24 protein-coding genes are annotated in these 26,325 nt (G+C 66.9%); 15 read left to right on the forward strand and 9 right to left on the reverse strand.

Annotated features, from left to right (window positions below; all coding sequences use genetic code 11):
- Positions 1-73: 73 nt before the first annotated feature.
- A complete protein-coding gene (gene clpA / locus ACPEES_RS06345; RefSeq protein WP_435102189.1) occupies positions 74-2,347 on the forward strand; it encodes an ATP-dependent Clp protease ATP-binding subunit ClpA in 2,274 nt (757 codons plus the stop codon).
- Between the two features lie 73 nt (positions 2,348-2,420).
- Here the strand turns inward: clpA and infA are convergent, their stop codons facing one another.
- From infA to ACPEES_RS06365, 4 genes are all read right to left on the reverse strand, one after another.
- A complete protein-coding gene (gene infA / locus ACPEES_RS06350; RefSeq protein WP_435102191.1) occupies positions 2,421-2,639 on the reverse strand; it encodes a translation initiation factor IF-1 in 219 nt (72 codons plus the stop codon).
- Between the two features lie 117 nt (positions 2,640-2,756).
- Complete coding sequence (locus ACPEES_RS06355) at positions 2,757-3,506, reverse strand: arginyltransferase (RefSeq protein ID WP_435102193.1); 750 nt, start codon at positions 3,504-3,506, stop codon at positions 2,757-2,759.
- Positions 3,503-4,231, reverse strand: coding sequence for a leucyl/phenylalanyl-tRNA--protein transferase (aat, locus tag ACPEES_RS06360; RefSeq protein ID WP_435102195.1), 729 nt, complete (start codon positions 4,229-4,231; stop codon positions 3,503-3,505). Before aat ends, ACPEES_RS06355 begins: the two co-directional genes overlap by 4 nt.
- The gene (locus ACPEES_RS06365; RefSeq protein WP_435102197.1) at positions 4,228-5,376 is read right to left on the reverse strand and encodes a GNAT family N-acetyltransferase; all 1,149 of its coding nucleotides are present in this window, start codon (positions 5,374-5,376) and stop codon (positions 4,228-4,230) included. The genes aat and ACPEES_RS06365 overlap by 4 nt, the downstream gene beginning before the upstream one ends.
- Before the next feature lie 232 nt (positions 5,377-5,608).
- On the opposite strand from ACPEES_RS06365, the gene ACPEES_RS06370 reads away from it, so the two are divergent.
- Complete coding sequence (locus ACPEES_RS06370) at positions 5,609-7,984, forward strand: DNA translocase FtsK (RefSeq protein ID WP_435102199.1); 2,376 nt, start codon at positions 5,609-5,611, stop codon at positions 7,982-7,984.
- 23 nt (positions 7,985-8,007) lie between these two features.
- Complete coding sequence (lolA, locus tag ACPEES_RS06375; RefSeq protein WP_435102201.1) at positions 8,008-8,637, forward strand: outer membrane lipoprotein chaperone LolA; 630 nt, start codon at positions 8,008-8,010, stop codon at positions 8,635-8,637.
- 9 nt (positions 8,638-8,646) lie between these two features.
- On the opposite strand, the gene ACPEES_RS06380 is transcribed toward lolA, so the two are convergent.
- Positions 8,647-9,984 carry a replication-associated recombination protein A gene (locus ACPEES_RS06380; protein WP_435102203.1) on the reverse strand — a complete coding sequence of 446 codons (1,338 nt, stop codon included), beginning with the start codon at positions 9,982-9,984 and terminating at the stop codon, positions 8,647-8,649.
- Positions 9,985-10,295: 311 nt separating this feature from the next.
- Here ACPEES_RS06380 and crcB point away from each other — a divergent pair, with 311 nt between their 5' ends.
- Positions 10,296-10,673, forward strand: a complete 378-nt coding sequence (gene crcB, locus ACPEES_RS06385; RefSeq protein WP_435102205.1) for a fluoride efflux transporter CrcB — start codon at positions 10,296-10,298, stop codon at positions 10,671-10,673.
- A 19-nt stretch (positions 10,674-10,692) separates the two neighbouring features.
- Positions 10,693-11,964, forward strand: coding sequence for a serine--tRNA ligase (serS, locus tag ACPEES_RS06390; protein ID WP_435102207.1), 1,272 nt, complete (start codon positions 10,693-10,695; stop codon positions 11,962-11,964).
- A 261-nt stretch (positions 11,965-12,225) separates the two neighbouring features.
- Here serS and ACPEES_RS06395 read toward each other — a convergent pair whose 3' ends face one another.
- The gene (locus ACPEES_RS06395; protein WP_435102209.1) at positions 12,226-12,777 is read right to left on the reverse strand and encodes a Smr/MutS family protein; all 552 of its coding nucleotides are present in this window, start codon (positions 12,775-12,777) and stop codon (positions 12,226-12,228) included.
- 295 nt (positions 12,778-13,072) lie between these two features.
- On the opposite strand from ACPEES_RS06395, the gene surE reads away from it, so the two are divergent.
- The 5 genes from surE to rpoS all read left to right on the forward strand — a co-directional run bounded on the left by surE (position 13,073) and on the right by rpoS (position 17,192).
- Entirely contained in the window at positions 13,073-13,822 is a 750-nt protein-coding gene (gene surE, locus ACPEES_RS06400) for a 5'/3'-nucleotidase SurE (RefSeq protein ID WP_435102211.1), read from the forward strand.
- On the forward strand, positions 13,819-14,487 hold the full coding sequence (locus ACPEES_RS06405; protein WP_435102213.1) for a protein-L-isoaspartate(D-aspartate) O-methyltransferase: 669 nt from the start codon (positions 13,819-13,821) through the stop codon (positions 14,485-14,487). Before surE ends, ACPEES_RS06405 begins: the two co-directional genes overlap by 4 nt.
- Positions 14,484-15,065, forward strand: a complete 582-nt coding sequence (locus ACPEES_RS06410) for a YqaA family protein (RefSeq protein ID WP_435102215.1) — start codon at positions 14,484-14,486, stop codon at positions 15,063-15,065. The genes ACPEES_RS06405 and ACPEES_RS06410 overlap by 4 nt, the downstream gene beginning before the upstream one ends.
- The gene (locus tag ACPEES_RS06415; RefSeq protein WP_435102217.1) at positions 14,984-15,859 is read left to right on the forward strand and encodes a peptidoglycan DD-metalloendopeptidase family protein; all 876 of its coding nucleotides are present in this window, start codon (positions 14,984-14,986) and stop codon (positions 15,857-15,859) included. Before ACPEES_RS06410 ends, ACPEES_RS06415 begins: the two co-directional genes overlap by 82 nt.
- A 304-nt stretch (positions 15,860-16,163) precedes the next feature.
- Positions 16,164-17,192, forward strand: a complete 1,029-nt coding sequence (gene rpoS, locus ACPEES_RS06420) for an RNA polymerase sigma factor RpoS (protein ID WP_435102219.1) — start codon at positions 16,164-16,166, stop codon at positions 17,190-17,192.
- A 1-nt stretch (position 17,193) separates the two neighbouring features.
- Here the strand turns inward: rpoS and ACPEES_RS06425 are convergent, their stop codons facing one another.
- On the reverse strand, positions 17,194-17,565 hold the full coding sequence (locus ACPEES_RS06425) for an Mth938-like domain-containing protein (RefSeq protein ID WP_435102222.1): 372 nt from the start codon (positions 17,563-17,565) through the stop codon (positions 17,194-17,196).
- Between the two features lie 181 nt (positions 17,566-17,746).
- Between ACPEES_RS06425 and alaC the strand changes: the two genes are divergently transcribed.
- The 5 genes from alaC to recJ all read left to right on the forward strand — a co-directional run bounded on the left by alaC (position 17,747) and on the right by recJ (position 24,265).
- Positions 17,747-18,949 carry an alanine transaminase gene (alaC, locus tag ACPEES_RS06430; protein ID WP_435102224.1) on the forward strand — a complete coding sequence of 401 codons (1,203 nt, stop codon included), beginning with the start codon at positions 17,747-17,749 and terminating at the stop codon, positions 18,947-18,949.
- Positions 18,946-20,256, forward strand: coding sequence for a homoserine dehydrogenase (locus tag ACPEES_RS06435; protein ID WP_435102226.1), 1,311 nt, complete (start codon positions 18,946-18,948; stop codon positions 20,254-20,256). The genes alaC and ACPEES_RS06435 overlap by 4 nt, the downstream gene beginning before the upstream one ends.
- Before the next feature lie 71 nt (positions 20,257-20,327).
- Entirely contained in the window at positions 20,328-21,464 is a 1,137-nt protein-coding gene (gene thrC / locus ACPEES_RS06440) for a threonine synthase (protein WP_435102228.1), read from the forward strand.
- A gap of 3 nt (positions 21,465-21,467) precedes the next feature.
- Entirely contained in the window at positions 21,468-22,490 is a 1,023-nt protein-coding gene (locus ACPEES_RS06445) for a hypothetical protein (protein ID WP_435102230.1), read from the forward strand.
- The gene (recJ, locus tag ACPEES_RS06450; RefSeq protein ID WP_435102232.1) at positions 22,487-24,265 is read left to right on the forward strand and encodes a single-stranded-DNA-specific exonuclease RecJ; all 1,779 of its coding nucleotides are present in this window, start codon (positions 22,487-22,489) and stop codon (positions 24,263-24,265) included. Before ACPEES_RS06445 ends, recJ begins: the two co-directional genes overlap by 4 nt.
- Here recJ and ACPEES_RS06455 read toward each other — a convergent pair.
- Together ACPEES_RS06455 and ACPEES_RS06460 are read right to left on the reverse strand one after the other, a co-directional pair.
- Positions 24,262-24,837 carry a hypothetical protein gene (locus ACPEES_RS06455; RefSeq protein ID WP_435102235.1) on the reverse strand — a complete coding sequence of 192 codons (576 nt, stop codon included), beginning with the start codon at positions 24,835-24,837 and terminating at the stop codon, positions 24,262-24,264. The two genes, recJ and ACPEES_RS06455, sit on opposite strands and share 4 nt — an antisense overlap.
- Positions 24,834-26,270, reverse strand: coding sequence for a hypothetical protein (locus ACPEES_RS06460; protein ID WP_435102237.1), 1,437 nt, complete (start codon positions 26,268-26,270; stop codon positions 24,834-24,836). Before ACPEES_RS06460 ends, ACPEES_RS06455 begins: the two co-directional genes overlap by 4 nt.
- Positions 26,271-26,325: the final 55 nt, after the last annotated feature.

The following is a 26,325-nucleotide window of genomic DNA, read 5'->3' on the forward strand; positions in this document are numbered from 1 at the left end:
CAATCATGCGACGGGGCGGCGCGCGTATTCGACGACCTCACTTCCTTACGGCGGGGCAACCGGGTGAAGGCGCATGTTGAGCAAAGAGCTTGAATTTACTTTGAACCTCGCCTTCAAGGAGGCGAGGGACAAGCGCCACGAGTTTCTGACCGTGGAGCACCTGCTGTTGGCGTTGACGGACAATCCGGCGGCGCTGGAGGTGCTGCGCGCCTGCGGAGCGGATCTGGACCAGCTGCGCGAAGAGCTCGAGGCATTCCTTGACGAGACCACACCGCTACTGCCACCGAATGACACGCGCGAGACCCAGCCGACCCTGGGTTTTCAGCGGGTGCTGCAGCGGGCGATTCTGCACGTGCAGTCCTCCGGCCGTAACGAGGTCACGGGGGCGAACGTGCTGGTGGCGATCTTCAGCGAGCAGGAGTCGCAGGCGGTCTACTTCCTGCACAAGCAGAACATCTCGCGCCTGGACGCGGTGAACTTCATCTCCCACGGCATCTCCAAGGTGCCGGGTGAAGGCGAGGGCAACGAGCCCGACCCCTCCCAGGAGGACGATGAGGATGTGCCCCAGGAGGGGGCCCAGAAGACACCGCTGGAGAACTTCGCGACCGATCTCAACGCGCGCGCCTCCCGTGGCCGGATAGACCCGTTGATCGGCCGGCGCCACGAGGTCGAGCGTACCATTCAGGTGCTATGCCGGCGCCGCAAGAACAACCCGCTCTACGTGGGTGAGGCCGGCGTGGGCAAGACGGCCATCGCCGAAGGCCTGGCGCGGCTGATCGTCGAAGGCGACGTGCCGGACGTGCTCAAGGATGCGCGCATCTACGCCCTGGACCTCGGCGCGCTGGTGGCGGGTACCAAGTACCGCGGTGATTTCGAGAAACGTCTGAAGGGATTGCTCGCCCAGCTCAAGAAGGAGCGTCACGCGATCCTGTTCATCGACGAAATCCACACCATCATCGGTGCCGGTGCCGCCTCCGGCGGGGTGATGGACGCGTCGAATCTGATCAAGCCCATGCTCGCCAGCGGTGAGCTCAAGTGCATCGGTTCGACGACCTATCAGGAGTACCGCAGCGTCTTCGAAAAGGACCGCGCGCTGGCGCGGCGGTTCCAGAAAGTCGACGTGTCCGAGCCCACCGTCGCCGAGACGGTGCAGATACTGCGTGGCCTGAAGGAGCGATTCGAGAACCATCACGGGGTGAAGTACACGCAACCGGCACTGGAGGCGGCGGCCGAGCTCTCGGCACGGTACATCACCGATCGGCGGCTGCCGGACAAGGCCATCGACGTGATCGATGAGGCCGGCGCGAATCTGCGTCTGTTGCCGCCGTCGCGACGCAAGAAGACCGTGGGCTCCGGCGACGTGGAAATGATCATCGCCAAAATGGCGCGAATTCCCCCGAAGCGGGTGTCGAATTCGGACATGCGAGTGCTCGAGCAACTCGAGCGTGACCTCAAGCGCCATATCTACGGTCAGGACGAGGCGATCAACACGCTTGCGGCAACCATCAAGATGTCCCGTGCGGGGCTGCGCGATACCGGCAAACCGGTGGGCAGTTTCCTCTTCGCCGGCCCCACCGGCGTGGGCAAGACCGAGGTTACCCGCCAGCTCGCTGAGCAGATGGGCATCAACCTCATCCGCTTTGACATGTCCGAGTACATGGAGCGGCACACGGTCTCGCGGCTGATCGGCGCGCCGCCCGGCTATGTGGGCTTCGATCAGGGCGGGCTGCTCACAGAGGAGGTGATCAAGCATCCGCATTCGGTGTTGCTGCTCGACGAGATCGAGAAGGCGCATCCGGACGTGTTCAACCTGCTGCTGCAGGTCATGGATCACGGCACGCTCACCGACAACAACGGCCGGCATGCCGATTTCCGTAATGTGATCCTGGTGATGACCACGAACGCGGGCGCGGAGGAGCAGAGTCGGCGGTCCATCGGTTTCATGCCTCAGGATCACGTCGCCGATGGTACCGAAGCGATTCGCCGGACGTTTACGCCGGAGTTCCGTAACCGCCTGGATGCGACCATCCTGTTCAACCCGCTGGCAGCCGACGTGGTCGAACAGGTGGCCGAGAAGTTCGTCCGCGAGCTACGCCATCAGCTCGCAGAAAAGAAGGTCACCATCCAGGTCAGCGAGACAGGACGCCGGTGGCTGGCGACCCACGGCTATGACCCGCAAATGGGGGCCCGCCCGATGGCGCGCCTCATCCAGGATCGTATCAAGCGACCGTTGGCTGACGAGCTGCTGTTCGGGCGCCTTGCCCATGGCGGGCACGTACTGGTGGACGCGGACGAGGGCACTGACGAGCTTCGCTTCGAGATCAGCGAAGCCGACGTGGTCGAGTGAACGCACAGGAACGTCACCGGCCGGGGCTTCGCCCCGGCCCGCGGTGCGTCCGGTTACCGGACAGCGGCCCGGGTCACCGCGCGCGGTAGACGATACGGCCCTTGTTCAGGTCGTACGGGGTGAGCTCGACGGTGACCTTGTCACCGCGAAGAATCCGGATGTAGTGCTTGCGCATCTTGCCGGAGATGTGTGCGGTCACCTGGTGGCCGTTTTCCAGCTCGACGCGGAACATGGTGTTGGGCATCACGTCGATGACCGTGCCCTGCATCCGGATGTTGTCTTCCTTCGCCATTCAGCCTCTACTCTTGTTGCTCGAAATCCGGGATTTGCCGGCCGGGGTTCGATCGTCCCGCCCGAATCTTGTGTTCAAGGTGTCAATTTTAACTAACCCGGGACTGCGCCTCCAACGTTACTCGTACTGATGAGGCGGATCCTTCGGGCTGTCCACGACGGTCCACTGGTTGTCCGGAGTGAACACCTCGTGGGGTGTGAACTCTGCCTTGTAGCGCATGCTCGCACACTCCGCAATCCAATAACCGAGATAAAGCCAATTTCGTCCGAGCGCCCGGGCGAGCTCGATCTGGGCGAGAATCGCGAGTGTGCCGAGACCGCGGTCCTGTGCCCGAGGTTCGAAGAACGTGTATACCGCCGAGAGGGCAGTGGGCGTGCGGTCGGTGACCGCCACCGCCAGGAGCTCGCCGTCCAGGCGGAACTCGAGCAGCTCGGTGTCGCACCAGTCGGCGAACAGAAACCGGCGATACTCGTCGGCAGTGGTCCCGTCCATGCCGCCATGCGGGTGACGCGCGCGGACGTAGCGCTGGAAAAGCCGGTAGTGGTCCGGGTCGAATCGCGCGGGAACGCGGGCCATGGCGAGGTCCGAGTTTCGTCGCCACGATCGGCGGTGGCGACGCCGGGGACGAAACCGGGCGACGGGAATACGCAGGCTGCGACACGCGCTGCAGGCCGGGCATATGGGGCGGTAGACGTGGCTGCCGCTACGGCGCAGGCCCTGGCCGAGCAGGGCGTCGTAAACGGCCGGACCGAGTGGCGCTCGCGGGTCGATGAAGGCCGTGCGCGCGGTCCGCTCGGCCAGGTACGGGCAGTCGTGGGGCTGCGTGGCATAGATGGCGATTTGATGTGGCTGGTTGGCCACGGTCATGAATGACACCCGATCAGAGGGGAGGCGCTGCCGATGGCCCACTGGCCGTGGCGCTGCGACCGCTCCAGGGCTCGCTCCAGGGCGGCGAGGAAGTGCCGGCGCGGCCATTCCTCGGCACCCAGCCGGGCAAGGTGCGGTGTCGGCATCTGGCAGTCGATGAACTCGAATCCCCAGGCCTCCAGCTGTCCGGCGAGGCGCACCAGCGCGACCTTGCTGGCGTCGGTGGCGCGGCTGAACATGGACTCGCCGAAGAATCCGGCCCCCAGGGAGACGCCGTAGAGTCCGCCCACCAGCTCGTCGCCCGCCCAGACTTCCGCCGAATGGGCGATGCCCTGGTGGTGGAGACTGCGGTAGGCGGCGATCATGCCCGGGGTGATCCAGGTGCCGGCCTGGTCGTCGCGCGGGGCGGCACAGCCTCCTATGACGGCGTCGAAGTCGCGATCCAGGGTCACCTGGTAATCCCCCCGGCGAAGGCGCTTGCCCAGGCTGCGGGAGACGCGCACGCCCGAAGGTGCGATGACCGCCCGCGGGTCGGGGCTCCACCAGAGGATCGGCTGATCCTCGGCGAACCAGGGGAAGATCCCGGCGCGATAGGCCATGACCAGACGCCGCGGGGTGAGCGACCCGCCGATGGCGAGCAGGCCATTGGGCTCGGCGAGCGCCAGGTCGGCGTCCGGGAACGGGGTTGCATCGTCGTCGGGTGCGATCCAGGGCACGCGCGTCATGGTCGACCGGTTCGGTTCTCGCGATAGGGGCCGTCCATTGTAAGGCTGTTGGCGTAGGCCTCCACCGCCCGGCGTTCGCGGCGCAGGAAATCCCGGACGGCGTGGTGGAAGGCCGGCTCGCGCAAGTGGTGCACTGAGCGTGTGAGTACGGGCCGGAACCCGCGTGCGACTTTGTGCTCGCCCTGTGCGCCGGGTTCGAAGCGTTGCAGGCCTTCGCGAATACAGTATTCGATACCCTGGTAATAGCAGGTCTCGAAGTGCAGGGCATCCACCTCCTCGTCGCAGCCCCAGTAGCGGCCGTAGAGGGTGTGGTCGTCGCGCAGGCAGATGGCGCCGGCGATCACGCGATCATCGCGTTCGGCGACCATCAGGACCACCCGGTCGCCGAGGCGCTGTCCCAACTCCTGGAAGCATTCGCGGCTGAGCACCGGGATATTGCCCCGCACGTGAAACGTGTGGCGGTAGAAACGGTGCATGGCCGCCCACAACGCCGCATCGGCTTCGTCGCCGTGGACCGTGCGCAGGCTGATCCCCGACTCCCGGACCCGGCGGCGCTCGCGGCGGATGTTCTTGCGCTTTTTCGCGGTGAGCGCACCGAGAAACGCCTCGAAGTCCACATAATCGCGATTGTGCCAGTGGTACTGGCAGCCCAGGCGAAGCTCATAGCCGGCGGCCACGGCCGTCTCGGCTTCGTCGGCACTAACGAAAAGCCAGTGGGTGGAGCTCGCCGAGGCCTGCTCGGCATAGGCGCGGGCACCCTCCAGGAGGGTCTGTCGGGTCGTCGCCCGATCGCAGCCCGGGCGCACCAGGATCCGGCGGCCGGTGACGGGCGACCAGGGCACGGCGATCACGAGCTTGGGGTAGTAATCCAGGCCGTTGCGCGCATAGGCGTCCGCCCAGGCGAAATCGAACACGAACTCGCCCCACGAATGCGTCTTGAGGTAGGCGGGCGCCGCCGCAACCAGTGTGTCGCCGTCCCACAACAACAGGTGCCGCGGCAACCAGCCAGTGGCTTCGCCCACCGCGCCATGATGCTCGAGCGCAGCGAGGAACTCGTGTCGAAGGAACGGATGGTCGCTGCCCTCCAGGGCGTTCCAGAATGCCCGGGATACTTCATCGATGTATTCTGCGATGTGCAGCTCCATTACGTTCCTCGTGTGCCGTGAAGGCCGGCAGCGTATAGTACTAATGGCCCGGAGCAGAAGTATTGTCATGCGTCGGGCCGCCCGGGCGATACCGGGGGGCGAGCGGCCTGTTGGGGCATACTCGTGGAACATGGCGCCCGCTTTCTCCAGCGTGGGGGCTATTTGTCGCATTTCTAGTCGCTTGCGCGCTAAACTTCCGGTGCTTTCGTAGTCATTTCGGGGACGTCTTCTCGTGGCCAAGGCCGAATCCACCACCAATCTGCCGACGCCGTGGGGGCAACATGTCAGTCGGGGCCTGCGCGAGGCGGCATTGCTGTTGCTGCTTGCGGTGGCGGGCTTCCTGTTGCTTGCCCTGGCGACGTACGACCCGCGCGACCCGGGCTGGACGTACACCGCGTCGGTGGCCGACATTCACAACGCCGGCGGTGTCGTGGGTGCGTTCTTCGCCGACCTCAGCCTCTTTCTCTTCGGCTACCTGGCGTACCTCTTCCCCGTGATGATCGCGTTCGGTGCCTGGCTGCTGTGGCACTGGCAGCGTCTCGACGGGCACGTGCACTGGGGTGTGTTCGGGCTTCGGCTCGCCGGCTTCGTCGTAACCGTGGTTGCCGGCGCCGCGGTGGCCACGCTGCACGTCGCGCCAGTGCCCGGCACCGTCCCGTTGAGCTCCGGCGGTGTTCTCGGTGATCTCACCGGGCGTTTCCTGGAGCGGGCGTTCAGTTTCACCGGTGCAACGCTGCTGGCGCTGGCGGTCTTCGCCGCGGGGTTCACGGTGGCCACGGGTCTGTCGTGGATTCGCCTGGCGGAGGTCATCGGCCGGGCCGTGTTCCTGATTTCGCACCGCGTGCGCACGGCGTTCGCCGATCTCGGTGCACGCCGGGCCGAGCGGCGCGAGCAGCGCCGCATCGAACCGACGCCGACGCCGGTACCGAAGAAGGCCGGCAAGCCCAAGCGACGCAAGCGCGAGAAGAGCGTGGAGCCGACACTGGAGCTGCCCGCGCCGGAGCCGGCCCCTGGCCCGGCGAAGAGCTCGGGTGGCCGCAAGCGTGATACGCAAATGCCGTTGCTCGACGACGTGGCGCCGGGGCAGCTGCCCTCGGCGAACCTGCTCGACGCGCCCAAGGTCGAGCAGGCGGGCTACAGCGAGGAGGCGCTGCAGACCATGTCGAGCCTGGTGGAGACCAAGCTCGCCGATTTCGGCGTCAAGGTCGAAGTGGTCGCCGTGCAGCCCGGGCCCGTGATCACCCGCTTCGAATTGCACCCGGCGCCGGGTGTGAAGGTCAGCCAGATCTCCAACCTCTCCAAGGATCTCGCGCGCGCGCTGTCGGTGACCGCGGTGCGCGTGGTGGAGGTTATTCCCGGCAAGTCGGTGGTGGGCCTGGAGATTCCCAACGAGCACCGCCAGGTCATCGCATTCTCGGAGATCATCCAGTCGGACGCGTTCGCCAAGGCGTCCGGGGCGTTGACCCTCGCCATCGGCAAGGACATAGGCGGTTCGCCGGTGACGGTGGACCTCGCGAAGATGCCCCATCTGCTGGTGGCCGGCACCACCGGCTCCGGCAAGTCGGTGGGCGTGAACGCGATGATCCTGAGCCTGGTCTATCGCAATGGCCCCGAGGCGGTGCGCCTGATCATGATCGACCCCAAGATGCTGGAGCTCTCGGTCTACGACGATATCCCGCATCTGCTCGCGCCGGTGGTTACCGATATGAAGGAAGCCGCCAACGCGTTGCGCTGGTGTGTCGGCGAAATGGAGCGTCGGTACAAGATCATGGCGGCGCTGGGTGTGCGCAACATCGCCGGCTGCAACCGAAAGATCCGCGAAGCCGCCGACCGTGGCGAGCCCATCGCCGACCCGCTGTGGACGCCACCGGAGTCGAGCCTCGCCGACGCCGGCAACCCGGATGCCGTGCCCGAGCCGCCGCGACTGGAACCGTTGCCGTATCTCGTTGTCGTAGTCGATGAGTTCGCCGACATGATGATGATGGTCGGCAAGAAGGTCGAGGAGCTCATTGCGCGGTTGGCGCAGAAGGCGCGTGCGGCCGGGATTCATCTCATTCTCGCGACACAGCGGCCGTCGGTGGACGTGATCACGGGCCTGATCAAGGCGAATATCCCCACGCGCATGGCCTTCCAGGTGTCCTCACGGGTGGACTCGCGCACGATCCTCGACCAAATGGGCGCCGAATCGCTGCTGGGGCAGGGCGACATGCTCTACCTCGGGCCCAGCAGTCGCGGTGTGCCGGAGCGAGTGCACGGCGCGTTCGTCTCGGACGCGGAGGTGCATCGCGTCGCCGAGCATTTGAAGCGCAGTGGGGCGCCGGAGTACGTCGACGAGATTCTCCAGGAGCCGGGTTCGGAGGCCGCGGCCATCCCGGGGTTGAGCGCGGAAAGCGGCGGCGATGATGCCGATCCGCTCTACGATCAGGCTGTGCGGATCGTTACCGAGACGCGCAAGGCTTCCATCTCGGGCGTTCAGCGGCGACTGAAGATCGGCTACAACCGCGCCGCCCGCCTGGTGGAGGACATGGAGAGTGCTGGTATCGTCGGCCCGCTGCAGTCCAACGGCAGCCGCGAAGTGCTGGCGCCGCCACCTCCGCCGGCGGAGTGAGGACAGTGACAGGAGCGATGATCGTGAAGCAGTGGCTGATTGCGCTGGCGGCTGTGCTGCTGGCTACCACCGCCGTCGCCCGGGAGGGTGGCGTCGAAGATCTGGCGCGTTACTTCGAGTCGGTGGACACGCTGCAGGGGCGGTTCGTCCAGGAGACCCGGGACGAGACCGGCGAGCTCGTGGAGAAAGCCGAGGGCCATTTCGTCATCGATCGCCCCGGACGCTTCAACTGGGTCTACGAGACGCCCTATGCGCAGCGCATTGTCGCCGACGGCGAGTGGCTCTGGGTTCACGACCGCGACCTGCTTCAGGTGACCGTGCGGCCAGTGGATGAGGTGCTCGGCGTGGGGCCCGCGCTCATGCTCAGCGGGGACTTCCGGACGCTCCGCGATCGATTCCGCATCGAGTCGGGCGAGGACGGCTGGTTACGCCTGACCCCCACCGACGAGCAGTGGGATTTCCAGGCGGCGCGTTTGCGCCTCGACGACGGCGTACCCGTCGAAGTGGCGCTCGATGACGGCCTCGGTCAGACAGTCCGGCTCGAGCTGCAATCGGTGGTGCGTAACGAACCCCCGCCCGCGGACAGCTTCGACACCGAGGTGCCCGACGGCGTCGACCTCATTGCGCCGCCGGAATACTCCGGCGGTAGCTGACGGCACGGGTCAGCCGCCGCCGTCGGCGTGGTCGTCCAGACCGCGCCGCCACGCCTGGAGCTCGGCGAATCGTTTCTCCTGGCCATGTTCGGTGGGCTCGAAGAAGTGCTGGGGCTCCAGTCCTTCGGGCCAGCAGTCGTGGGCTCGTCCGGCCGGGTAGCCGTAAGGCTCGTCGTGGGCGTAGCGATAGCCCTTGCCATAGCCCAGCTCGTCCATGAGGCGCGTCGGCGCGTTACGCAGGTAGAGCGGGACGTCGAAATCCGGTTGCTGCCGGACGAAACGCTGTGCCGCCTTCCAGGCCCGGTCTATGGCGTTGCTCTTGGGCGCGACGGCGAGATGAATGGCGGCATGGGCTATCGCACGCTGGCCTTCGTAGTCGCCAAGGCGCCGGTAGGCGTCCCACGCCGCCATGACCAGCGGCAGGGCCCGGGGATCGGTGTTGCCGACATCCTCCGAGGCAATGGCCGCGAGGCGGCGGACCACGTCCAGCGGGTCGCCGCCGCCATCGATGAACCGCGCGATGTAGAGCAGGGCGGCGTCCGGGCGCGACGAGCGAATGGATTTGTGAATCGCCGAGAGCAGGTCGTAGTAAGCGTCACCCTGCTTGTCGAAGCGTGACGCCTGGTGTCCCAGCACATCGTCCAGGGACGCTTTCGTCAGCGTCTCACCGCCGTCGGTGTCGATGGTGAAGTCCGCCGCGGTCTCCAGCAGCCCCAAGGCACGCCGGGCGTCCCCGCCGGCAGCGCGGGCGATGGCGGTGAGCACGTCGTCGGGCGCATCGATGCCGCGTTCGCCCAGTCCATGCCGGGTGTCCGTCAATGCCTGGCGAAGCACCCCGATGAGCTCGGCCTCGCCGAGATTCTTGAGTACGTAGACCCGGGCCCGCGAGAGCAGCGCCGAGTTCACCTCGAACGAGGGGTTTTCGGTGGTGGCGCCGATGAGTGTGAGCAGACCCGATTCCACGTGGGGCAGCAGGGCATCCTGCTGACTTTTGTTGAGCCGGTGAATCTCGTCGAGGAACAGTACGGTCGCGCGCTGCTCGGGGGTAGCGCTGCGAGCTCGCTCCACCGCTGCACGGATCTCCTTGACGCCGGCCATGACCGCCGAGAGTCGTTCCAGGCGGGCGCCGGAAGCCGTTGCCAGCAGCTCGGCGAGCGTGGTCTTGCCAGTGCCCGGCGGCCCCCAGAGGATCATGGAGCGCACGCTGCCGGAGTCGGCCATCCGGCGCAGCGGCTTGCCCGGTCCCACCAGGTGAGTCTGCCCGGTGAACGTGTCCAGACTGCGCGGACGCATCCGGTGAGCCAGGGGTTCGTGTTCGCGGTTGGCGGAGTGTTCGAACAGGTCCATGGTGCTCGTACGGCGACGGTGTCGGAACTCTCGCGGGACTTTACGCCCCTGTGACCTGGACGCAAGCTCGGGCGGTCTGTGCGCCCGGGTGCCGGGCCGGGTACAATTCAGGCCTTTGCCGAGCAGCCATTGTCGCTGAGCGGCGGCGATGCATACCCGTTGCCGGTGGGGCGCAGTCCGCGGTGCTTTACCCAGTACTGGAACGATGACGTTTAATCGCTTGTTTATAATACCGTCCCTTACCTCATGGAAGCCCTTGACGCCGGAACGTGCGACGCTCCGGCGGTGGGTCGCGGACGAGGGGGGTGGCCATGTGGCCTGAGGTCGCGGCGGCGGCGATCGGTGGCGCGGTCGGCGCGAGCGCCCGATTCGCAGTCACCGTATGGGTCGCGGACTGGTTCGGGCGGGATTTTCCCTGGGGCACGCTGATCGTGAACGTGGTGGGCAGCTTCCTGCTCGGCATGTTGTTCGTGCTCACCGTCGAGCGTGGCGAGTTGCCGGCGGTATGGCGCGCCGCGTTGATGGTCGGGGTGCTGGGGGCGTTCACCACCTTCTCCACGTTCGCGGTGGACAGCGTTGCGCTGCTCGAGCAGGGGGAGGTGGTTCGGGCATTCGCCAACCTGTGCGCGAACGTGATCATCTGTTTTGTCATGGCGTGGCTGGGATTCCGACTAGTACGCCTTATCTGACGAGGAATCGAGCAAAGACATGCTGGATACGAAAGCGCTGAGAAGCGATCTGGACGGCGTGGCCACGGCCCTGCGCCGGCGCGGTTTCGAGCTGGACACGGTGGCTTACCGGGCGCTCGAGGAGCGCCGACGCGAGCTGCAGGTCCGCACCCAGGAGCTGCAGAACGAACGCAAGACGCGTTCCAAGGCCATCGGACAGGCCAAGGCTCGCGGCGAAGACATCCAGCCGCTGCTCGACGAGGTGGCGGATCTCGGCGACCGTGTGAAGTCCGCCGAGGACGAGCTGGCGGAGGTTCAGGACGAGCTCCACCAGATTCACCTCGGGCTGCCGAACATCCCGCACCCGGATGTTCCCGAAGGCGAGGACGAAGACGACAACGTGGAAGTCCGGCGTTGGGGCGAAACGCCGACATTCGAGTTCAAGGCACGTGACCACGTCGAGATCGGGGCCCTGGCCAACGGGATGGATTTCGAGGCGGCCGCGCGGCTGGCCGCGTCGCGCTTCGTCGTCATGCGCGGCGCCGTTGCGCGGCTGCACCGCGCGCTCGCTCAGTTCATGCTCGATCTGCACACTGGCGAGCACGGTTACGAGGAGGTCTACGTCCCTTACATCGTCTCCGCCAAGGCCCTCGAGGGCACAGGGCAATTACCGAAATTCGGGGAGGATCTTTTCGCGATTGCCGGTGACCAGGGGCTCTACCTCATCCCCACCGCCGAGGTGCCTGTCACCAACCTCGCCGGCGAGCAGATACTCGAGCCCGAGGCGCTGCCAATGCGCATGGTGGCGCATACGCCGTGCTTCCGCTCCGAGGCCGGCTCCTACGGCAAGGACACCCGGGGCATGATCCGCCAGCATCAATTCGACAAGGTGGAGCTGGTGCACGTGGTGCGGCCGGAGGCATCCTACGAGGCCCTGGAGACATTGACGGCCCACGCCGAGCGGGTACTCCAGCTGCTGGAGTTGCCTTATCGGGTGGTGACCCTGTGCACCGGCGACATGGGCGCCGCCGCGGCCAAGACGTACGACATCGAGGTGTGGTTGCCGGGGCAGGAGCGCTACCGCGAGATCTCCTCGTGCAGCAATGCCGAGGCCTATCAGGCTCGGCGCATGCAGGCGCGCTGGCGCAATCCGGAGACGGGCAAGCCGGAGCCTGTGCACACGCTCAATGGCTCGGGGCTCGCTGTCGGACGCTGCCTTATCGCGGTGCTGGAGAACTACCAGGAGGCGGACGGTCGCGTGCGGGTACCAGAGCGGCTTCGTGGCTACCTGGGCGGGGCCGAATATCTGTGAGTAAACGCATAGCCGGTGTGTGGCTGTCAGAATCCGCTGACATATGATTCGGCATTCGCCCGACTGTGGGTGAACGCGCGGCCGGTTTAAAGTGGATCCCGCGTGGGGCGGCCAGCCCGTCTCCCGCGCCGGATGCGGTAAATGCCGACCATGGAAGGTCAAGCCGAGGGAATGGCGGCCGGCAGGGATGCTGACGAGGGGGCAGGGAGGCCCCGGTCGGGCAGGGAAGCCCGCTACCGACCGGCCTCGTGTTGCAGGAAGTCATCCCTCTCCGGTGATGAGGACATAGACCGCGCCGGTTCCACCGTCCGCACGTCGGGCCGAGCAGAACGCGAGCACGTCATCGCGCCGACGCAACCAGCGATCCACTTTACCCTTGAGCACCGGCCCCGCGTTGCGCGAGCCGCGACCCTTGCCGTGGACGATGCGCGCGCAGCGCACGCCGCGGAGGTGGCACTCGTGGAAAAAACCGCGCAGTGCGCTGCCCGCCTCGGCGACCGTCATGCCGTGGAGATCAAGCTCCGCCTGGATGCTGTATTGCCCGCGGCGCAAACGCCGCAGCAGGCGGCTTTGCAGGCCGGGGCGCAGGTAGCTCAGCGCCTCGCCACGCTCCGGGCCCAGATCGGTGTCATCCAGGGGCGGGCGTAGCAACTCCTCCATGACCTGGCGGTCGTCCGCGTATCGCTGTCTCGGCACGGGGCGTGGCCGCGGGCGTTCGAGCACCGCGCGGCGATCGTGGTCCGGCAGCCGGCGTACGTCCTGCATGGCCTCGCGGAAGAGGGAGCGGTCCGCGTCCGAGTCGTATTCGCTCACGGCGTCCCCCCGACAGTCGGTCGAATCGATAGTGGCGTCGTGCCCTCTGCCGGTTCCGGACCGCGTGGTGACTGCGGTCGGATTCCGGTAACCGGTGACCCGCCACACTGCGTTATCCTACCCGTCGGCGTCTGTGCTCCGCTACCGGCACTGTCGTACGATGCCGCCTTTGCGTAGGCATGCGTCGCGGTATACTGGCCAGCGATGACGGTGCCGGCCGCGTTTTCGCATTGATGAATGTGCTGACGTTGGGGGCGGCTCATAACGTAGAGCAATGCATGAGGCTGGGAGGGGCATGCGCATCCTCGTGAGCAATGACGACGGCTACCGGGCACCCGGCGTGCGCGCCCTTGCGCAGGCACTGGCGGAGTATGCCGAGGTTGTCGTGGTGGCACCCGAGCGCGACCGCAGCGGCGCGTCCAATTCCCTGACACTGGATACGCCGTTGCGCGTGTGGCCGGTGCGCGACGGGGTCTACCGTGTCGAAGGGACGCCCACGGACTGCGTGCACCTCGCGGTAACCGGGCTGTTGAATCCGGAGCCCGATATGGTGATTTCGGGGATCAACGCCGGCGCCAACCTGGGAGACGACGTCCTCTACAGCGGTACCGTGGCTGCGGCGATGGAAGGCCGGCACCTGGGGTTGCCGGCGATCGCCATATCGCTGGCCGGTGACGAGCCGGCACACTACGACTCGGCTTCGCAAGTGGCAGCAACGCTCCTCGCGCGCCTGCGCAGCGATCCGCTACCGGCGGATACCATTCTCAACGTCAACGTCCCCGACCGTCCGTGGGAGGCGCTCGCGGGTTTCGAGGCCACGCGTCTCGGCCAGCGCCACCGCGCGGAGCCGGTGGTACGCGCCGAGGATCCGCGCGGCCGGCCGATTTACTGGATCGGTCCGCCGGGCGGGGGGGAGGACGACGGCGCCGGAACCGATTTCGACGCCGTGCGCCGCGGATACGTCTCGGTGACGCCGCTGCAGGTGGATCTCACGCGCTACCAGGCGATGGATCAGATCGCGGGCTGGATCGAGGGGCTGCGATGATCGCCGGCCCCCGCGAGCGTGGTATCGGTATGACGTCTCAACGCACTCGCGAGCGTCTCGTACGGCGCCTGGGTGACGAGGGCATCCGCGATGCGCGGGTGCTCAACGTCATGCGCCACATCCCGCGGCATCTGTTCGTCGATGAGGCACTGGCGAGCCGCGCCTACGAGGATACGGCGCTGCCCATCGGGCATGGGCAAACGATCTCCCAGCCCTATATCGTCGCGCGCATGACTGAAGCGTTGCTTCGCGGCGGGCACGAGCCGCGGTCAGTACTCGAGGTGGGCACCGGCTGTGGCTACCAGACCGCGGTGCTGGCGGCGCTGGTGCCGAAGGTGTTCACCATCGAGCGTGTTCGCGCGCTTTACAGTATGGCCAACGAGCGGTTCCGCGAGCTCAAGCTCTACAATATCCGCCAGCGTCTCGGCGACGGCTACAAGGGCTGGGAGGGTGAGGCGCCGTTCGACGGTATCCTGTTGACGGCCGCGCCGCCGCAGGTGCCACAGGGGCTGTTGGATCAACTCGCCGTCGGCGGGCGGCTCGTCGCACCGGTCGGTGAGACCGGCCATCAGGTTCTCCGCGTTATCGACCGCACCGACTCGGGATTCGAAGTGCGCGAGGAGAATCGCGTCAGTTTCGTGCCCATGAAGGAAGGGCTTGAGTGAACCGTCTATTTTCGCGCTTATACGCCTGGACGCTCGCGTGGGCCGGTCACCGCAGGGCACCGTGGTTCCTGGCGGTGCTGAGCTTCGCGGAGTCGTCGTTTTTCCCTATCCCCCCCGATGTGCTGCTGGCGCCCATGGTGCTCGCCCGCCCCGCTCGGGCCGTGAGGCTGGCGCTGCTGACCACCGCCGCGTCGGTGCTTGGTGGGCTCGCCGGCTATCTCATCGGCTATTATGCGCTGGATGTGATCACCCCCTGGCTGAAGGAGCTCGGATACTGGTCCGGGTATCTGCGGGTGCACGAATGGTTCGTTGCCTGGGGGTTCTGGGTGGTGCTCATCGCGGGTTTCTCACCGATACCCTACAAGCTCTTCACCATCGCCGCCGGTGCGCTGTCGCTGGCGGTGATCCCGTTCGTTATCGCCTCGGTCATCGGACGCGGGGCGCGTTTCCTGCTGGTGGCAATGCTGGTCGCCTGGGGCGGCCCACGGGTGGAGCCGTGGCTGCACACGTATATCGATCGTATCGGCTGGGCGACGGTCGCGCTGCTCGCCGTGGCGGTCGTGCTCGTACAGCTCTAGCGGCCGTTCTGCTCGGAGGTCTTGTCACGGCCGGCCTCGGCGGTTGTGCCGGGCCCGGCTATCGTGACGACGGCCGCCCGCCGGCAGGCTATGCCGGCGACCCGCCGGCGGTCTACAGCGTCGAACGTGGTGACACGCTGTACGCCATCGCCTGGCGTTACGACTTGAATTTCCGGCAGGTGGCCTACTGGAATCGAATCGACCCGCCGTACACGATCTACCCGGGACAGAAGCTGCTGCTGCGCCCGAGCCAGGCATCCGCCGGTGCCGCCAAGGGCGGGCGCGATGGCACGTCGGATCGGCCGTCCTCGTCCACCGGGTCCACCGATACCGCGAAGACGTCCAGGCCCGCGGCCAAGTCCAAACCCAAGTCCAAGGCAACGTCGAAACCGGATCGGCGGCAGCCACCACGGCGCGATTCCGACATTGCCTGGCGATGGCCGGTGGACGGCCCGGTGCTGCGCAAGTTTCAGGGTCCCAATGCCGGCAAGCAGGGCGTGACCATCGGTGGTGACGCGGGAACCCGGGTGCGCGCCGCGGCCGACGGGCGCGTGGTGTACAGCGGTAGCGGGCTACGCGGCTACGGTCGGCTGGTGATCGTCAGGCACAACCAGACCTATCTCACCGCCTACGCATACAACCAGAAGTTGCTCGTGCGTGAGGGGGAGAATGTCCGTGCCGGCCAGGCCGTTGCACACATGGGCTCCACTCCGGAAGGCCGCGACGGACTGCACTTCGAGCTGCGCCGCAACGGCAAGCCGGTGAATCCGCTGAGCTACCTGCCCCGCCGGTAACTGCGCGTAGGTGCGCTATTCCGTCGACGACGGCCCTGTCGGGGAATGGGTGATGGGCCCGGGGATCGCAACCGGTGGGTGGCCGCACCGGGACTCGGTCGTTGGCCGGGCGGAAACGTTCGCGGCACTTCCAGCTCGCCACTTGCCCCTTATGTTCTAGGCTGAAATAACCCGTTGCTTCACTCTCCGTGCGGGCATATATTGGAGCCAACACAAAACGATAAGCCGGTTTTTCCTCGTGGAACCCCACGTTCCGAACACAGACCGGCCCGTAGGAACGGGTCGGGGGCACGGAGGAGAAGGCATGGCCAGGAAGCAGGCACTCAGGGTCGACCCTGAATCCAACCCGGCGGCAGGCGAGGAGTTGGAAGACGAGCTCGTACTCGAGGGGGACGACGCGGTTCGGGAAGAACCGGAAGCGAAGGATGGCGAAGCCGCAACGGACGACGAGAACGCGTCCGCCAGCCGCGGCAAGGCACGGCGGAGCGAGGCACACGAACCCACCCTGGATGCCACCCAGCTCTACCTCAACGAAATCGGCTTTTCCCCGCTGCTGACGGCGGAGGAGGAAGTTTACTATTCACGCCGCGCCCAGCGTGGGTGTGCCGCCTCACGCCAGCGCATGATCGAGAGCAACCTGCGGCTGGTGGTGAAGATCGCACGGCGGTACATGAACCGGGGGCTCGCATTTCTCGATCTCATCGAAGAGGGCAACCTCGGGCTGATCCGTGCGGTGGAGAAGTTCGATCCCGAACGCGGTTTCCGTTTCTCCACGTACGCGACGTGGTGGATACGCCAGACCATCGAACGGGCGATCATGAATCAGACCCGTACGATCCGTTTGCCCATCCACGTTATCAAGGAAATCAACCAGTACCTGCGCACTGCTCGTCAACTGGTTCAGGAGTTGGACCACGAGCCCACGATCGAGGAGATCGCCCGTGCGATGGATCGTCCGGTGGAGGATGTGCGCCGGATGATGGGGTTGAACGAGGGGGTGACATCAGTGGATGTGCCCATCGGAAAGGACGCCGATCGCGTACTGCTCGACGCGATTCCGGATGAGACCAACCCGGACCCCTTCGCCGCCCTGGAGGACGACGACGTACTCACTCACCTCGACGCCTGGCTGGAGCAGCTCACCGACAAGCAGCGTGCGGTGGTGGAGCGGCGGTTCGGGTTGCACGGCTACGAAAAGGCAACGCTCGAGGAGGTCGGTAACGAGATCGGCGTAACCCGCGAGCGGGTGCGCCAGATTCAGATCGACGCTCTGCGCAAGCTTCGCGATGTCATGGAGCGGGCGGGCTTCTCGCAGGACAACGTCTTCGGCTGACTCATTCCAGCAGAAGGGCGGCGGCGACGTGCCGCCCTTCTGCCATGAGGATGTTGTAGGTGCGACACGCTGCCTGCGTGTCCATCACTTCGATGCCGATGCCGCGTTCGAGCACGGCCAGCATGATGGCGCGGCTGGGAAAACGCTGCCTGTCGCCGGTTCCGAGCAGTACGACCTCGGGTTCGAGGGCCAGCACCGCGTCGATGTGCTCCGCGTCGAGATCTTCGAAACGCTCCGGCGGCCAGTCCGTGATCAGGGTGTTGGGCGCGAGCAGGAGGCTGGTGTCGTAACTCGCCTCGTTAACGTGTATGCGCCCGGCCTCGTAGGCACGAACCCGGTAGGTGGCGTCGCCTGTTTCCTGTGTGAGTTTCATTCCCCGAAGATAGCCGAGTGGGGTACGCACGGACAAGGCGAGCGGCCGTGTCTAATTGACAGTTCCCGGCACCGTCAGTAGCTTTTGGCCTCTATCGTCCTCCATCGCGCAGGCGCATGCGGCGCGCGCCGCGGCCGCGTCGGCAAACCATGGCACGACAACCACCACGCAGAGGCCCAAGGTGAACGAGGAATTCCAGCGCATCCGCCGGCTCCCCCCTTACGTGTTCAATATCGTGGGCGAGTTGAAGGCGGCCGCGCGAGCCCGCGGCGAGGACATCGTGGACTTCGGCATGGGCAACCCCGACCGGCCCACGCCGACGCACATCGTGGACAAGCTCACCGAGGCGGCACAGCGGGGCGATACGCACCGCTACTCCATGTCACGGGGGATTCCCCGTCTGCGCAAGGCCATCTGCGACTGGTACGAGCGCCGCTATGACGTGAGCCTCGATCGCGAAAGCGAGGCGATCGTCACGATCGGCTCCAAGGAGGGGCTGGCCCACCTCGCCCTGGCCACTCTCGGCCCCGGCGACAACGTGCTGGTGCCGAACCCGAGTTACCCCATCCATCCGTACGGCGTGGTGATCGCCGGGGCGGATCTGCGTCACGTGCCGCTGGTGCCGGAGCTGGACTTCTTCGAGGAGCTCAAGAAGGCGATCAAGGACACCTGGCCCAAGCCCAAGATGCTCATCCTCAACTTCCCCGCCAATCCCACGGGGAACTGCGTGGAGCCTGAGTTCTTCGAGCGGGTCATCGAAGTCTGCCGGGAGCACAGCATCTGGGTCGTTCATGATCTTGCCTATGCGGATATCGTGTTCGACGGCTACCAGGCGCCGTCGATCCTGCAGGTGCCCGGCGCCAAGGAAGTGGCGGTGGAGTGCTTCTCGCTGTCGAAGAGCTACAACATGCCCGGCTGGCGGGTCGGTTTCGTCTGCGGCAACGACAAGCTCATCGCCGCACTGGCGCGGATGAAGTCCTATCTCGACTACGGCATGTTCACGCCCATCCAGGTGGCGGCGATCTCCGCTCTGGAGGGGCCGCAGGATTGTGTGGACGAAATTCGCGAGACTTATCGCCGGCGCCGCGATACCCTCTGCGACGGTCTGGCGCAGGCGGGCTGGCCGGTGGAAAAGCCACGCGCCACAATGTTCGTGTGGGCGCGGATTCCGGAGCCCTACCGCGAGATGGGGTCGCTGGAGTTCTCCAAGAAGCTGCTCGCCGACGCCAAGGTGGCCGTTTCGCCGGGCGTCGGATTCGGCGACTACGGCGACGACCACGTGCGCTTCGGACTGATCGAGAACGAGCATCGCACACGCCAGGCGATTCGGGGGATCAAACAAATGTTTCGTAAGGACGGCTACCTGAAGGAGGCGAGCTCTTGAAACCGGTGAAGGTCGGTCTGCTGGGCCTGGGCACGGTTGGCGGCGGTACGGTCAATCTGCTCCAGCGCAATCGCGACGAGATCAGCCGCCGCGCGGGGCGCGATATCGAAATCGTGCACGCCGCCGCGCGCCACCTGGACCGACCGCGCACGTGCAGCACCGAAGGCATTCGTCTGACCACCGATCCGTTCGAGGTGGTCGACGACCCGGAGACGGAGATCATCGTCGAGCTCATCGGCGGCGAAGATCTCGCCAAGGAGCTCACGCTGCGGGCGATCGAGCGTGGCAAGCACGTGGTGACGGCCAACAAGGCGCTGATCGCGAGCCACGGCAACGAGATCTTCGCGCGTGCCCGCGAGCAGGGCGTGTCGATTACGTTCGAGGCCGCGGTGGCCGGGGGCATTCCCATCATCAAGGCCGTGCGCGAGGGGCTGGTCGGTAATCGCATCGATTGGCTGGCCGGCATCATCAACGGTACGGCGAACTTCATCTTGAGCGAGATGTTCTACGCCGACCGCGAATTCGGTGACGTGCTCGCCGAGGCGCAGCGGCTCGGCTATGCGGAAGCCGACCCCACCTTCGACGTGGAAGGCGTTGACGCCGCGCACAAGCTTACCATCCTCGCCTCCATCGCATTCGGCATCCCCCTGCAGTACGACAAGGTGCACGTGGAGGGGATCTCTCACGTGGGCCAGGAGGATGTCGCCTACGCCCAGGAGCTCGGTTTCCGCATCAAGCACCTGGGCATCGCCAGCCGCACCGAAGACGGCATCGCGCTGCGGGTGCATCCGACGCTGCTGCCCAGCCGGCAACTGCTCGCCAGCGTGGACGGCGTGATGAATGCCGTGATGGTCAGTGGCGACGCCCTCGGGCCGACGCTGTACTACGGGCCGGGCGCCGGTGCCGAGCCCACCGCATCCGCCGTGGTGGCGGACCTGGTGGACGTGGTCCGGGAGTTCACCCTCGCGCCGGAGGACCGTGTGCCGTATCTGGCGTTCCAGTCCCATGCGTTGTCCGACGATCCGGTCCTGCCCATGGACCGGGTGGAGACTGCCTACTATCTGCGCATGCAGGCTCTGGATCGCCCGGGCGTGCTCGCGGAGGTCGCGCGACTCCTGGGAGAGCAGGGCATCAGCATCGAGGCCATCATCCAGAAGCAGCCGGAACCCGGCGCCGAGGATGTTCCCGTGATCATCCTGACGCATCGCGTGCGCGAGTGGCAGATGAACGAGGCCTGTGAGCGCATCGAGGCGCAGGACGCCATTCTCGGCCACGTCCATCGCATTCGCGTCGAGACCCTCGACTGACCCGGCCGCCATGCACGCGCCCCGGCGGCTGTGCGGGCCCGGGGCGGCGTGAATCATCAGGAAACGAGACAATGCCGTTCAGAACCCGATATACCGGACTCATCAACAAGTACCACGACCGCCTGCCGCTGGCCGACGACGTGCGCGTCATCAGCCTGGGCGAGGGTGCCACGCCGCTGATCCGCCTGAATAACATCCCACGCACGCTCGGCCGAAACGTGGATATCTACGTCAAGTACGAGGGGCTCAACCCCACGGGGTCGTTCAAGGACCGGGGCATGACCGTGGCGGTGACCCACGCCGTCCACGAAGGCAGCGAGGCGCTCATCTGCGCGTCGACGGGCAATACCTCCGCCTCCGCCGCGGCGTACGCCGCCCGCGCGGGCATCAAGGCATTCGTGCTCATTCCCGACGGCAAGATCGCGCTCGGCAAGCTCGCCCAGGCGATCATGCACGGGGCCACGGTGCTGCAGATCCGCGGTAACTTCGACGATGGCATGCAGATCGTCAAGGAAATGGCCGAGCACGCACCGGTGAGCATCGTGAACTCGGTCAACCCGTACCGGCTGCAGGGTCAGAAAACCGCGGCGTTCGAGGTGGTCGAAGAGCTCGAACGGGTGCCGGATTATCACTGCCTGCCGGTGGGCAATGCCGGCAACATCACTGCCCACTGGATGGGGTACTCCGAGCTGGCCCTGGGCCCCCATGACGAGCCCAGTGCGGCCTATGCCCCCTGTGGCCACCGCCCGTTCCACAGCGGCGTGGTCCGCGAGCGCCCGCGCATGGTTGGTTACCAGGCGAACGGCTCGGCGCCTTTCCTGCGCGGGTCGGCCGTGGCCGAGCCCGAGACCGTGGCGACGGCGATCCGCATCGGCAACCCGCAGTCCTGGGATTACGCGTGGGCGGCGAGCCGCGAGTCCGGCGGCTGGTTCGACGAGCTTGGCGATGACGACATTCTCGACGCCCAGCGCATGCTCGCCGATCACGAGGGCGTGTTCTGCGAGCCGGCCTCGGCAGCATCCATCGCCGGGGCCATGCGGGATATCGGCAACGGTCGTATTGCCGAGGGCAGCACTGTCGTGTGCACGCTGACGGGGCACGGCCTGAAGGACCCGGACGTCGCCCAGCGTCATGCCGGCGATGCCGTGAGCACGGTCGATGCCACCACCGACGCGGTGAAAGAGGCGATTCTCGGGCGCCTGAGCTAATTCGTGGTGGCGGGGGGATGCCTGCACCTGCTCGTGCCCGGGTTGCTTGGCCCAGTTCCTGCCCAGCTTCGGGATCTTGTCGGTGACCGGAACGTCGTGCCGGTCACCGAGCGATTGCTGAGCCGTGCCAGCCGACTACGGGCGCGAGCGCCCGCCGGCGTAGAGCCTTGGCCGGCGGCGTTCGCCGGCGCCGGAGCGATCGGTGTGCTTGGCGCCGGCAGCGACCCCGGCGATGCGTTCTGGTACTGCGCCGATCCGGTGCATCTGCGTCCGGATCGCGACCGGCTGATGCTCTTCGGCGGCGAGCCGGTCCGGCTCGACGACAGCGAGCGCGAGCGGGTCGTCGAGGCGTTCAACGACCTGTTCGGCAATGACGGTTTCACGCTCGTTGCCCTCGGCAATGCCCTCTTTCTGCGGGTGGAGCGGCCACCGGCCGGCTCTGCGCCGCCACCGCACGCGACCCGCGAGGTCTCCGGTCGGTATCTCGACGCCTTCCTGCCCGAGGGGGAGGAGGGGCGCGAGTGGCGGCAGTTGCTAAACGAGACCCAGATGCTGCTCCACGGGCAACCGTTCAACGCTGAGCGTGAGGCGCGAGGACTGCTGTCCGTCAACGGATTGTGGTTCTGGGGGGGCGGCCGCCTGCCCGGGGCCGGGGGGGGCAGTGATCTGGAAGCCTGTTTGACCGACGATCCCGTTCTTGCCGGCCTAGCCCGCCAGCGTGGCGCGCGGGTGGGGGGAGCGGTGGAGCGCCTCTCGCAAATACGCGCGAGCCACGGTGATGTCGCCGTGCACTGGTCCGCTGCCGACGACGCGCTGACCGGCGGTGACGTCGAGGGCTGGCTGGCGGCGTTGCAACACTTCGAGCAGGCGTGGGCGAGCGAGGCCGAGAGTGCTCTTGCCGGCGGTACCTGGGCGGAGATCAGGGTGTATGCCGGCGGCGATCGAGGGTTTCGTTGGACACCCGGTGTGCGTCGCCGCTTCTGGCGGCGCACACGTGCGCTCAAGAGTTGGCTGGAGCGGGCATGAGCGGGACCACTCAACGCGTCGTAGAGCGTCGCACGCCCGCCGCGGACCCGGAGGCGTTGCCCGTCGATCTTCACCCCGTTCTGCGGCGGGTTTACGCACATCGCGGCATCCGTTCGACTGACGAGCTCGAACAGGGGCTCGACGCCCTGCATCCGCCGAATCTTCTGCATGGTATGGACGCCGCCGTCGAGATCCTGGTTGAAGCGGTGTGTGAGCAACGTCGGGTACTCTTCGTCGGCGATTTCGATGCCGACGGCGCCACCAGCTGCGCGGTTGCCATTCGCGCGTTGACCGCGATGGGCGCGACTTCCGTCGACTACCTGGTACCGAACCGCTTCGAATTCGGTTACGGGCTGAGTCCGGAAATTGTCGAGGTGGCCAGCGAGCGCGCCCCCGAAGTCGTCGTGACCGTCGATAACGGGATTTCGAGTCATGCGGGCGTGGCAGCCGCGAAACGCCACGGGATGCGCGTGATCGTGACCGATCATCACCTCCCCGGTGATACGCTGCCGCCGGCGGATGCGCTGGTGAATCCGAACCTGCCGGGCGATGATTTCCCCAGTAAATCGCTGGCGGGCGTGGGCGTGATCTTCTACGTCATGGCCGCGCTCCGCGGCGCCCTGCGCGCGCGCGGCTGGTTCGAGGCGACGGGGCGGCGGCCCCCGAATCTGGGGGATGTTCTGGACCTGGTCGCTCTCGGTACCGTGGCTGACGTGGTGCCTCTGGATCGCAACAACCGGATCCTGGTGGAGCAGGGGCTGCGCCGAATTCGCGCAGGGCGTGCCTGCCCCGGAGTGCAGGCGCTGCTGGATGTCTCCGGCCGCAATGCACACCGCACTGTCGCCGCCGATCTCGGCTTCGCCATCGGGCCGCGTCTCAATGCCGCCGGGCGGCTGGAGGACATGTCGGTCGGCATCGAGTGCCTGCTCGCGGATGATGCCGGGCGTGCCCGGGAGCTGGCCGGGTTGCTCGATGAGCTCAACCGACAGCGCCGTGAGATCGAAGGCCAGATGCGCGCGGAGGCCATCGATAGCGTGGAGCGGCTGGTCGATCGGCTGGACGCCGATGCCGTCCCTCTGGGGCTCTGCCTCATGGAGCCTGACTGGCACCAGGGAGTGATCGGGATCGTCGCCTCCCGCGTGAAGGAGCGCTTTCATCGCCCGGTGATCGCATTCGCGCCGGCGGGGGAGGGGGCACTAAAGGGCTCGGCGCGGTCGGTGCCGGGGCTGCACATGCGTGATCTGCTCGAGCGCATCGATACCACCCATCCCGGCATTATCGATCGATTCGGGGGGCATGCCATGGCCGCCGGCCTGTCGCTGCCGACGGAGCGTTTCGAGGCGTTCCGTGAGGCCTTCGAGCGGGTCCTCGCCGCGGAGGTCAGCCATGCGGATCTGGCCTCGACACTGGTCACCGACGGCGAGCTCGCGCCCGGCGAGATGACCATGGACACGGCGCGGGCGCTGCGTGCCGGCGGGCCCTGGGGACAGGGGTTTCCGGAGCCGCTGTTCGACGGCACGTTCCGGGTGATCGCCAAGCGGGTCGTCGGCGGCTCGCATCTCAAGCTCAAGGTGCAACCGGTGGGTGAGGGGGACACGCTGGAGGCCATCGCTTTCGGCGGCCTGGAGCGCGGCTGGGAGACGCTGGACGCCGACGTGCGCCTGGCGTATCGGCTCGATGTCAATGAGTTCCGCGGCCGCGAGAGCCTGCAGCTTATCGTCGTGCACATGGAAGCGGCGGACGGCGCGGACCGTACGCACGGCGAGGATGTCTAATCGTCTCCGGCGTCGGCCGGGATGAACGAGGGTGCGGCGAGTGGCAACAGGTAGACCTCGGTGCCGGACCGCCACGCGGAGCGCCAGGCCTCCGTCTGTCGCTCGCGACCCCGCGCGGGTAGGTCGAGCAGCGTTACCCGGGGCAGCGCAGGGCGCGGTGGAACATGCGCGGGCGGCGGCGCATCGGTGACGGTACCGACGGCGACGAGGTGTGCCGGTAGCTCGCCGATACAGCGTTCCGGGTGTGGCTGCCAGTCACTGGCAGTGGGCGAAGCCGGGCTGGCGGGTCGCCGCAACAGCCGCGCCACGGCGAGCATCTGCTCATGCTTTATACCCGGGCGTTCGTGCAGGCGCACATCCGCCACCCGCGCGCCACCGATGAATACCCGCAGATGATCGCCCGCCTTGGGCTCGCGCAGCTGCGAGAGCACGACCTGCGGGGGTACCCGCCCCGCCGCGTCCGGCTCGATCATCACGCAGTGGCGCACACTATCGGCGGCGGCCTGGCTGCCGGCGCTGGCCGCCAGAATCGACGCCAGCACGGCGCAAGCGGACCGACGCCGCCGCTTCAACCGGCATCCTCCACTGTCGGCGGCTGCGTGGCGATGTTCGCCACCCGGTGACGTCGGATGATTCGCTCGACAAACAGCGGTAGACAGACCAGCACATCGTAGACGGCGAGCACGACGCCGGTGATCGTCACCACAACGGCGGCGAGGGTGCGCGCGAGGGCGCCGGCGACGGCGAGTGCGGCGCCGGCGGTGGCCGTCGCCGCGAGTGCGCCCTGGCGCAGGACATTCTCGAACGGCAACGCGATCAGCGAGACCACCAGTGCGAGCCCGAATGCGATGACCGACTGGCTCAGCGTCGGAATCCACAGGAACACCGGTTCGGGAAAACCGCCCCCGGACGCGGTGAACAACGCTTCGGTGCTGGCGTCGAGTGACAGCAGGTAGTCCCGGGTCCAGGCGAGCGCGGCGGCGGCACTGGCGAGCAGGAGCAGCAACACGCCGGCCACGCCCGCAGCCGCGGTCCGCAGTGCCGGCCGGCCGAGCGCGAGGCCGGGCACCAGTCGCGTCATGCCGAGCGCCTCGCTGATCAGCAGTCCGCACACCGCGAGGAGCCCTATCAGGCTCATCGCCAGCCACTGCGTATAGTCGCTGCCGTCGGGGCTGCTGCCCAGGCCGGCCCCGACTTCCGCAAGCGGCCGCTCGATGAGGCCATAGAGCGTCACTGCGGCCGCCGCTATCACGGCGAGGGTCACGATAGCCGTACACCAGCGGGCGAAGACCAGCCCGGCGGTACGGCGTGCGCGATCCCGGTGGCTCTCGGCCAGTGCCCGGAAGCGCACGATCTGGCGCTGTACGCTCACCGCCCGGTGATCCACTCGCGCCACGCCGCGCTGGATGTGGTCCAGGAGGCTGTGGATATGGCGCCACATCGGTACGGCCCGTCGCAGTGTGCGATGCCGTCGGTGGCTCGCTTCGCGATAGCTCTGCAGCGTGTGATGGCACGCCCGTTCCAGGGTCGTGTGCATGTCCTCGAGCACGCGCACCACGGAGGGGTCGTCCGGGCGCTCCATCGCAGCGACGGTCTCCACCGCCCGAACCCACTCCGGCGGCGAGGGCGGTACCTCCACCGTGCGGCGGTAGTCCTCGTCGAGTCGGTGGAGCTGTTCGCGCAGGCTGCGATCGAGATGGGGAATGCCGGATAGATCCCGGGCGATGGTGCGTTCCAGGCGCAGCAACTCCCGGCCCACCTGCAGCTCGGTGCGCTCGCGTGCATAGGCGAGGAGGAGGCGGCGGTAGCGTGCAGTGACGATGCGGTGTGAGCGGTGCAGGCCACGGTGGGCGCGGCGCAGGGCGCGGGCGAGTTGAGTGCCTGCCGTGCGGATGAGTGTATGCGCGGGCCGGCGCGCCACGTACAGCAACGCGATCAGCGCCACCAGCCATATCACGCCGGACAACCAGAGATTGTCCGAGGGGAAACGCAAAACCTGCTGCATGCTACGGCGCCCTCCGGCCCCCCTTGCCCATGTGTTGGCCCTACACTCTGGGGTG

The organism is Arhodomonas sp. AD133, from assembly GCF_051195215.1.
In the GTDB taxonomy this organism is placed as follows: Bacteria; Pseudomonadota; Gammaproteobacteria; order Nitrococcales; family Nitrococcaceae; genus Arhodomonas.

Coding starts and splice junctions, on each gene's coding strand:
- clpA (WP_435102189.1), top strand. CDS start 74: ATGTTGAGCAAAGAGCTTGAATTTACTTTGAACCTCGCCTTCAAGGAG.
- infA (WP_435102191.1), bottom strand. CDS start 2,639: ATGGCGAAGGAAGACAACATCCGGATGCAGGGCACGGTCATCGACGTG.
- ACPEES_RS06355 (WP_435102193.1), bottom strand. CDS start 3,506: ATGACCGTGGCCAACCAGCCACATCAAATCGCCATCTATGCCACGCAG.
- aat (WP_435102195.1), bottom strand. CDS start 4,231: ATGACGCGCGTGCCCTGGATCGCACCCGACGACGATGCAACCCCGTTC.
- ACPEES_RS06365 (WP_435102197.1), bottom strand. CDS start 5,376: ATGGAGCTGCACATCGCAGAATACATCGATGAAGTATCCCGGGCATTC.
- ACPEES_RS06380 (WP_435102203.1), bottom strand. CDS start 9,984: ATGGACCTGTTCGAACACTCCGCCAACCGCGAACACGAACCCCTGGCT.
- crcB (WP_435102205.1), top strand. CDS start 10,296: ATGTGGCCTGAGGTCGCGGCGGCGGCGATCGGTGGCGCGGTCGGCGCG.
- serS (WP_435102207.1), top strand. CDS start 10,693: ATGCTGGATACGAAAGCGCTGAGAAGCGATCTGGACGGCGTGGCCACG.
- surE (WP_435102211.1), top strand. CDS start 13,073: ATGCGCATCCTCGTGAGCAATGACGACGGCTACCGGGCACCCGGCGTG.
- ACPEES_RS06405 (WP_435102213.1), top strand. CDS start 13,819: ATGATCGCCGGCCCCCGCGAGCGTGGTATCGGTATGACGTCTCAACGC.
- rpoS (WP_435102219.1), top strand. CDS start 16,164: ATGGCCAGGAAGCAGGCACTCAGGGTCGACCCTGAATCCAACCCGGCG.
- ACPEES_RS06425 (WP_435102222.1), bottom strand. CDS start 17,565: ATGAAACTCACACAGGAAACAGGCGACGCCACCTACCGGGTTCGTGCC.
- thrC (WP_435102228.1), top strand. CDS start 20,328: ATGCCGTTCAGAACCCGATATACCGGACTCATCAACAAGTACCACGAC.
- recJ (WP_435102232.1), top strand. CDS start 22,487: ATGAGCGGGACCACTCAACGCGTCGTAGAGCGTCGCACGCCCGCCGCG.
- ACPEES_RS06460 (WP_435102237.1), bottom strand. CDS start 26,270: ATGCAGCAGGTTTTGCGTTTCCCCTCGGACAATCTCTGGTTGTCCGGC.